Annotated in this window: 9 protein-coding genes; 8 read left to right on the top strand and 1 reads right to left on the bottom strand. The window is 72.9% G+C overall.

Annotated elements, in window-relative coordinates; translation table 11 throughout:
• The 3 genes from ADY01_RS29005 to ADY01_RS29000 form a co-directional block, all read left to right on the top strand.
• Positions 1 to 1,475, top strand: a 1,475-nt coding sequence (locus ADY01_RS29005) for a hypothetical protein (RefSeq protein WP_049579408.1), incomplete at its 5' end; no start/stop codon positions are given.
• Between the two features lie 129 nt (positions 1,476 to 1,604).
• Positions 1,605 to 1,697 (top strand): hypothetical protein, encoded by a 93-nt coding sequence (locus ADY01_RS41925; protein WP_420715751.1) that lies wholly within the window; start codon positions 1,605 to 1,607, stop codon positions 1,695 to 1,697.
• The gene (locus ADY01_RS29000) at positions 1,675 to 1,854 is read left to right on the top strand and encodes a hypothetical protein (RefSeq protein WP_049579404.1); all 180 of its coding nucleotides are present in this window, start codon (positions 1,675 to 1,677) and stop codon (positions 1,852 to 1,854) included. Before ADY01_RS41925 ends, ADY01_RS29000 begins: the two co-directional genes overlap by 23 nt.
• Positions 1,855 to 1,888: 34 nt before the next feature.
• Here ADY01_RS29000 and ADY01_RS28995 read toward each other — a convergent pair whose 3' ends face one another.
• Positions 1,889 to 2,935, bottom strand: a complete 1,047-nt coding sequence (locus ADY01_RS28995) for an alcohol dehydrogenase catalytic domain-containing protein (protein WP_049579403.1) — start codon at positions 2,933 to 2,935, stop codon at positions 1,889 to 1,891.
• A gap of 195 nt (positions 2,936 to 3,130) precedes the next feature.
• On the opposite strand from ADY01_RS28995, the gene ADY01_RS28990 reads away from it, so the two are divergent.
• From ADY01_RS28990 to ADY01_RS28970, 5 genes are all read left to right on the top strand, one after another.
• A complete protein-coding gene (locus ADY01_RS28990) occupies positions 3,131 to 4,441 on the top strand; it encodes an ABC transporter substrate-binding protein (RefSeq protein ID WP_049579401.1) in 1,311 nt (436 codons plus the stop codon).
• Entirely contained in the window at positions 4,441 to 5,424 is a 984-nt protein-coding gene (locus tag ADY01_RS28985; RefSeq protein ID WP_049579400.1) for a carbohydrate ABC transporter permease, read from the top strand. The genes ADY01_RS28990 and ADY01_RS28985 overlap by 1 nt, the downstream gene beginning before the upstream one ends.
• 55 nt (positions 5,425 to 5,479) lie before the next feature.
• Positions 5,480 to 6,295 (top strand): carbohydrate ABC transporter permease, encoded by an 816-nt coding sequence (locus ADY01_RS28980; protein ID WP_049579398.1) that lies wholly within the window; start codon positions 5,480 to 5,482, stop codon positions 6,293 to 6,295.
• A 67-nt stretch (positions 6,296 to 6,362) separates the two neighbouring features.
• Positions 6,363 to 7,166, top strand: a complete 804-nt coding sequence (locus ADY01_RS28975) for a VOC family protein (RefSeq protein WP_078900706.1) — start codon at positions 6,363 to 6,365, stop codon at positions 7,164 to 7,166.
• On the top strand, positions 7,163 to 8,214 hold a 1,052-nt coding region (locus tag ADY01_RS28970), incomplete at its 3' end, for an aldo/keto reductase (protein WP_063784399.1). The genes ADY01_RS28975 and ADY01_RS28970, both read left to right, overlap by 4 nt.

Raw genomic sequence — 8,214 nt, 5'->3', positions numbered from 1 at the left:
CCACCACCCCGCCCGAGCCCGAGGCGGCCCCCCCGCCGGAGCCGCCCAAACCCACCACACCGCCCAGGCCCGAGGTGCCGCCCAAGCCCGAGGCGGCGCCCCCGCCGGAGGCGCCCAAGCTCACGCCGCTGCGCGGGCCCGAGGCGGCCGGACCGGCGCGGGAGCCGGAGGAGGACCCCCGAAACCCGCTGGAGCTTCTGGCGGCGCTCACCAACAAGCCCGCGCCCGCGCCCACGCCGTTGCGCGCCGTGGTGCGCCGGATCAAGATCTGGACCCCGCTGGCCGTCCTGCTGGTGATCGCCTTCGTCGTCGCCCAGTGGCTGCGCCCGCTGCCGGAGCCGAGCCTCGAACTGACGGCGGCGGAGACGTTCATGTTCGACGGTGACGCCCCGTCCGTGCCGTGGCCGGGCGAGGGACAGGCGGCGCTGGAGGTCGAGGGCGTCGGGACGTTCGGCTCGTCGGGCGACCAGGAGCCGGTGCCGATCGCCTCGGTCGCCAAGGTGATGACCGCCTATGTCCTCCTCCAGGAGCACCCCATGGACGAGGACGGGGACGGCGCGTCCATCCCCGTGGACGACCTGGCCGAGGAGGAGGCGGGTCTCGCGGAGACGGACAACGAGTCGACGGTGGACGTGGAGTCGGGGTCGACGATCAGCCAGCGGGAGGCCCTTCAGGCGATCATGATCGCCTCGGCGAACAACGTGGCCCGGCTGGTGGCCCGTTGGGACTCGCAGTCGGACTCGCAGGACCCCTTCGTGGAGAAGATGAACGAGGCGGCGGCCGAACTGGGCATGGAGAACACCACGTACACCGACCCCAGCGGCCTGAACGAGGACACCGTCTCCACCGCCGAGGACCAGGTCCTGCTGGCCAAGGCGGCGATGGACGACCCGGTGTTCCGCCAGATCGTCCGCATGCCGTCCTACGTCGACAGCCAGGGCACCGAGTGGAACAACTGGAACGGACTCGTGCCCGTCAACGGCGTGGTCGGCATCAAGCCCGGCACCTCGACCGCCGCCGGGGGGAACCTGATGTTCGCCGCCGAGCAGGAGGCCGGCGACGGCACGCGCCTCATCGTCGGCGCCGTGCTCGGCCAGGGCCCCGACCCGGTGGACCGGTCGATCCTGGTCCAGGCGCTCAACATGAGCGATCAGCTGATCAGGTTCGCGCAGGGCGAGCTGACGGCCGAGACGGTTCTGTCCGAGGGCGACGTCGTCGGCCATGTGGACGACGGGCTGGGCGGGCGGACGCCCGTGGTGGTCACGCAGGACGTGCAGGCGGTGGGCTGGTCGGGGCTGGAGGTGGGCCTTGAGCTCAACGAGCCGGAGGACGGCGTGCCGGGCTCCGGCGCCGCCGGGACCGAGGTGGGTTCCCTGACGATAGGCGACGGGCCCGAGGGCGTGACCGTGCCGGTGGCGCTCGCCGAGGACCTGGGCGAACCGGCCTTCACCGACCGGCTGGTGCGGGTGGCCTGACCTCCCGTGAGCCGCCGGCGGCCCCCGGGGACGCGCTTGTTGGACGAGCCGTCACCGGGGGCTGCCGCGTGTCCCCGCCGCGCGCTACAGTCGTTCCCCCACAGCTGGGATGTGTGAGGGGGCAGCCCTGTGGAATGTCCATCGTGCGGGTCGAACGAGGGCCGCAGACTCAACAACGGCAACTGGGTGTGCGACGGCTGTGGCGCGGTCACCGCAGGATGAGGCCGCGTGGCGGGACCTGGACCCGGCCACGCGCGAGCGCCTGAACTTCCTGGACCCCGAGGACTTCACCGTGGGCCCCACGGCGGAGGCGGCGGCCCAGTGGGAGCGCTTCACCGCCATCCTGGACAAGGCGGAGAATTACCGACCGCCTCACTGACGCACCCCGTTGCAACGCTGCAACCCCCCGGCGCTCACGCAGCGTCGCCACCGGCCCGCACCAGGATCTTGGTGTGACGGCCGCGCGCCGGTCCGGCCAGCACGTCGAGCCCCCCGGTGACGGCCGCCGCCAGGTCCACCCGGCCCGTGATGAGCGCCCGCGCGGCGGGGGCGTGGGCCGCCAGGAAGTCGAGGGCCGGGCGCAGATCGGCCTCGGCCCGGTGCGACATGCTGCCGGTCAGGGTGAGTTCGCGGTGGGCGGCGGCCGAGACGTCGAACGGGACGGGCGCGCCCGGCAGTCCCGCGAGCCCGACCGTTCCGCCCGGACGCGCGGCGCGGCAGGCCAGGGCGAACCCGGCGGCGGCGCCGGAGCACTCCAGGACGACGTCCACGCCGGGGCCGCCCTCGGCGAACGCGGCGAGTCCGAGGGTCCGCGCCGGCGCGAGCCGCTCCTTTGAGACGTCGGCGACCGCCACCTCGTTGCCCCCGGCGCGCAGGATCAGCGCCGCGGCCAGGCCGATGGAGCCCGAGCCGACGACGAGGCAGGCCCGCCCGCGCGGTGAGCCGACCCGGCGCACCAGGTGCCAGGCGACGGCGAACGGCTCGGCCAGCGCGGCGGTCTCGGCGTCGAGCCCGGGGGGCGCGGGCACGACCATCGCCGCGGGGACCGTGACGTACTGCGCGAGCCCGCCGTCGGCGGACATCCCGATGTGCCCGAAGTCGGGGCACAGATGCTCCGCGTCCGAGCGGCACTCCCGGCACGTTCCGCAGGGGATAAGCGCGTTGAGCGCTACGAGCGCCCCCTCCGCGATGTCGCGCGCCTCGGCACGCACCTCAGCGCCCACGTCCCTGACCCGCCCCGAGACCTCGTGGCCCAGCACGATCGGCGCCCGCCGCCCGGTGACCGGGTGCTCCGCGCCGACCGGCACCTGGAAGGGCCCCTCCCGGTACTCCAGCACGTCGCTGCCGCACAGTCCGCACCAGGCGACCGCTATCCGCACCTCGCGCGGCCCCGGCGCCGGGGCGTCCGGCACCGTCTCGTGACGGACGTCTCCGCGTCCGTGCCATCTCACGGCCCACATGGCCGTCACCGTAACGCCGCGCCCGCCCGCCGTTCCCCGCCCGTCGGCGCGGTCCCCTGCGAGCGAATAGGTGTCATCCGCTGCCGCGATAACCGATGACACGCCCACGCCCGCGCCCCGACTGTCGCTCCTCAAGGCTCTTCAGAGCTCATCAGGGCTCATCAAGACTCATCGACATCGAAGTCGGAGGGCGTCATGGTCTCGCACACACAGCCCCGGCGACCGAGCCGGCGGCAGCTCCTGCGCGGGTCCGCGCTGGGGGCCGCCGCGTTCGCCGCCGCCCCCCTGATCAGTGCCTGCGGAGGCGGCTCCTCGGGCGGCTCCTCCCCGAAGGGCACGGTCCGGATCTGGCACTGGTACGACCAGCAGCGCGATCAGTTCCCGCGGCTGGTGGAGGAGTTCCAGGAGGCGAACCCCGGCATCACCGTGGAGAACCGGCAGTTCGGCGATCCCGAGGCATACCTCCCCGCGCTCCAGTCGGCCGTGGCCGCCGGGGACCCGCCGGAGATCTTCGCCCCGCACGTGCTGGCCGTCGAGTACGGCAGGGCCGGGATCTCGGCGGACCTGCGCGCGGAGCTCGGCGAGGACTTCCTCGGCGGGTTCTTCCCGTCGGCCAACGACCTGTTCGTGGACGAGGGCAAGCAGTTCGCGCTGGGCTGGATGGCCCAGACGTTCGGGATCTTCTACCACCCCAAGCACTTCGAGGAGGCACGCCTCGACGTCCCCGAGACCTGGGACGACCTGATCGACGCCGCCCAGGCGCTGCGCTCGGGCGGCATCGAGCCCTGCGTGCTGTCCAACAGCCCGGGCACCAACGGCCTGGACTTCTTCCTCCCGCTGATCACCCAGGTCACCGACGACCCCAAGCTCCTCCTCGACCTCGACCTCCAGCGCGACGGCGCCTCCTGGGACTCCCGCGAGGTCGTGGAGGCGCTGGCGCTGGCCAAACGCCTCGCGGACGAGGGCGCGTTCGCCCCCAACCCGAACGGCATCACCACCGCGCAGGGCGAGCAGATGCTGTACACCGACCGGGCCGCGATGCTGTTCATGGGCTCGTGGGTGCCGCAGGACTTCGTCCAGGACGCGCCGCCGGAGTTCGTGGAGAGCTACCGGGTGATGAGGACCCCGGCGCTCTCCTCGGGCGCCAGGCACTGGTGCTCCAACCAGGCGGGCGCGGCGTTCGCGGTCAGCGAGACCAGCCGGAACAAGGAGGAGGCGCTGGAGTTCCTGCGGTTCCTGTACGAGCCGGAGCGCTACGCCGGCGTCATGAACGAGTCCAACTCCATGCCCGCCACCCAGGCCGCCGCCGAGCGGGTCGCCGACCCGGTGCTCGCCGAGATGACGTCCTGGCTGGTCGACGGGGACGGCGCCCCGCACATCCTGATGGGCCCCGGCTCGTCCGACTCCGCCGCGAACGCCTTCTCCGCGCTGCTCGACGGGCAGAGCGACCCGGAGGGCGCCGCCGCCGACATCCAGAGCGGCGTCGAGCGGGCGGCGGACCGCTGATGGCGACGGCGCTCGGGGAACGCGCGGGCCGCCCCGGCCGCGCGGGTCGCCGCGCCGGCCGCGTCCGCCGGGGCGCGCGCCCCGGCGGACGCGGCCGGTCGGTGAGCGTCGCGGGCTACCTGTTCATCCTGCCGACCGTCGCGTTCTTCGCGCTGTTCGTGGCGTTCCCGTTCCTGCGCTCGATGTATCTGAGCCTCACGCGCTGGTCCGGGTTCGGCGAACCGGAGTTCGTCGGCGCGGAGAACTTCACCAACCTCGCCTCGGACCCGGTGTTCTGGGACGCGCTGCGCACCACGTTCGTCTTCACCCTGGCGACCACCGTGCTCCAGACCGTCCTGCCGCTGCTGCTCGCGGTGCTGCTGAACCGGGGCTGGCGTCTCGGCACGCTCTTCCGCACGGTGATCTTCATCCCGGCGGTCGTCTCGTTCGTCGTCACCGGTTCGCTCTGGCAGATGGTGTACGACCCCAACTTCGGCACGCTCAACGAGCTCCTCGACTCCCTCGGCCTCGGCTCGCTCGCCACGCCCTGGCTGGCCGACACCACGACCGTGATCCCGGCGCTCATCCTGGTGTCGCTGTGGCAGGCCGCCGGGCTCTACATGCTGATCTTCCTGGCCGGGCTCCAGGGCATCGACCCCGCGCTGTACGAGGCCGCGAAGATCGACGGCGCCACGGCGCGGCAGCGGTTCCGGCATGTGACGGTGCCGATGCTGCGGAACGTGACCGCCGTGGTCGTCCTGCTCAACCTCGTCAACGGCTTCAAGACGTTCGACGTGATCTACGTGATGACCGGCGGCGGGCCCAACCGCGCCTCCGAGGTGCTGGGCACCTACCTGTACGGGCTGGCGTTCGGCTCCTCGGCGGGCGCCGTGCCGTCGTTCGGCTATGCCACCGCCATCAGCATGGTCGTCTTCGTCCTGTGCCTGGTGGCCACGGTGGTGCAGGTCCGCGTCAACCGGAAGGCCCGCGATGTCCACCACTAGCCGCCTCCCCCGGCGCGCGCCCCGCGTGCGCCCACCCAGCGTGCGCTCACCACGCGTGCGCGCCGGTCGCGTCGCCGGGTACCTCACGCTGGTCGCGCTCTCGGCGGTCTCCGCGTTCCCCCTGGTGTGGATGCTGCTGACGTCCGTCCGGGAGCGCAACACGGTCTTCGGCGGCGGCTTCCTCCCCGACGAGATCACGTTCGACGCCTACCGCCAGGCGTGGACGAGCCTGGACTTCCCGCGCCACTTCCTGATCAGCCTCGTGATCACGGTGATCACCGTCATCGGCGTGGTCGCGCTGGCCACGCTCGCCGGATACGCCTTCGCCCACCTGGAGTTCCGGGGCAAGCAGGTCATCTATGTGACGCTGCTGTCCACGATCATGCTGCCGGTCACCGCGATCGTGATCCCGCTCTTCCTCGAACTCGACGCCCTCGGGCTGCTCGACAGCCAGAGCGGACTCGTGCTCGTCTACATCGGCACCTCGGTGCCGTTCGCCATGTTCCTCATGCGGGTCTTCTTCGAGACGCTGCCGCACGAGCTGGTGCAGGCGGCGCGGGTGGACGGCGCGGGCGAGTTCGCCATCTTCGCGCGGGTGATGCTGCCGCTGGCGGCGCCGGGTGCGGCGACGGTGGTCATCTTCCAGTTCATGAACACCTGGAACGAATTCCTCTTCGCCCAGACGTTCCTCCAGTCCCCCGACACGCTGCCGCTCCAGCCCGTGCTGTACGCCGCGGTCGGCCAGCACTCGACGGACTGGCCGCTGTTGTGTGCCTCACTGACCATGTCCATCCTGCCGATCATCATGGTCTACATGCGGATGCAGCGGCGCTTTGTCGCGGGGATGACGCTCGGCGCGGTCAAGAGCTGAGCCGGCGCTCCCCGACCGGGCCCCACCGGGCCCGGCCAGGCCCACGCACTACGAAGGGATCCCGCCCATGTCCACCTCCCCACCGGGAATGGCCTACGTCGAGATAGGCGTCACCGACGCCGAGCGGTCGCTCGACTTCTACCGGGGGCTGCTCGGCCTCGCGCCCGCCGAGGCCCCGCCGGAGCCCGCCGTGCCCGGGGTGCACTGGCTGAGCGCGGACGGCGCCCTGGTCAAACTGGTCGAGGCGGCCGAGGGCAGCACCCTGAACGGCTGGGTCGGCGACGATCTCCAGCGCGGCATGCGGCACTTCGGGATGAAGGTCGGGGACGTCTTCCGGCAGGCGGAGCGCCTGCGGGCGGGCGGCGTCGCGTTCACCGTCGAGCCCACGGCGGCCGTCGGCGACGTCAACCTCGCCTTCTTCCGCGACCCGGACGGCACGCTGCTGGAGATCATCGACGGCCATCTGTCGTACCACTCCGTGACCACGCCCGAACTGGCCGATCGCGAACGGCGGCTGGCTGGCGCCAGGTCGCCGGACGCGGGCCCGGTCTTCGACCATGTCGCCGTCACCGTCGCCGACCTGGACGACACGCTCTCCTACTACCGCGACCACCTCGGCTACCCGGTGATCGGCCGCCTGGTGCACGACCAGGACCCGCGCGGCTTCGTCATCGACTACCTCCAGGCGGGCCCCGCCGTCCTGGAGGTCTTCACCTTCGCCGAGCCCACGGTGCCCGCGCCGCCCGGCGACCGCGACCGGCTCGGGCTGCGCGGCATCGGCCTCGCGGTCGAGGCACCCCCGGAGAACGCCGCGGGCGACGCCGCCACCGACCCCGACGGGGTCCCGCTGCGCCTGGTACCGGTCCGATGAGCGCCGACGAGCCCGCGATGGAGCGGCGCCGACTGGGCAGGACCGGGCTGCGGGTCCCCGAGATCTGCTTCGGCGGCGGACCCATGTCCAGCATGCCCGCGGCGTTCGGCTACGACGTGCCCGAGGAACGGGCCGTGGAGACCGTGCGTGCGGTGCTGCGGTCCCCGGCCGGGTTCCTCGACACGGCCGCGGGCTACGGCGAGGGCCGCGGCGAGCGGATCATCGGCGCCGCGCTGGCGGAGACCGGCGGCCTGCCGCCCGGCTTCGTGCTCGCCACCAAGGTGGACCGCGACGGGGCCAGCGGCGACTACTCGGCCGCCCAGGTACGGCGCTCCCTGGAAGGCAGCCTGGAACGGCTCGGCCTCGACCGGGTCCAGCTGCTGTACCTCCACGACCCCGAGCACATCTCGTTCGACGAGGCCATGGCCTCGGGCGGGCCGGTCGAGGAGCTGGTGCGCATGCACGAGGAGGGGCTGGCCGAGCACATCGGCGTGGCCGGAGGGCCCGCCGGGCTGATGGCGCGCTACGTGGCGACCGGCGTCTTCGAGGTGCTGCTCACCCATAACCGGTGGACGCTCATCGACCGCTCGGCCGACCAGCTCATCGACGCGGCCCACGGCGCCGGGCTCGCCGTCGTCAACGCGGCCCCGTTCGGCGGCGGGATCCTCGCCAAGGGCGCGGACGCCCACGGCCGGTACGCCTACACGGACGCGGACGACGTGGTGCTGGACCGGGTCCGCGCGATCGAGGCGGCCTGCGCGCGCCACGGCGTGCCGCCGGCCGCCGCCGCCATCCAGTTCTCGACCAGGGACCCGCGCATCGCCTCCACCGTGATCGGCGTGACCCGCCCCGAGCGGGTCGCGGAAACGGTCCGCCTGGCTCGCCTGCCGATCCCCGAGGAGCTCTGGCCTACGCTCGAAGGTCTGGCCGCGCCCGCGTCCCACTGGCAGCACTGCCCCCGCCCGCCCCCCGACGTTCTCCCCCCCCCACCCACCCCCCCCCCCCCCCGCGCATCGCACCCCTCACCACCCACCACCAACCCACCCCC

Origin of the sequence: Streptomyces sp. SBT349, from assembly GCF_001083795.1 — a bacterium.
Classification (GTDB): Bacteria; Actinomycetota; Actinomycetes; order Streptomycetales; family Streptomycetaceae; genus Streptomyces.
The sequence above is the reverse complement of the archived record's forward strand: the minus strand, read 5'-3'. Positions and strand labels throughout refer to the sequence as shown.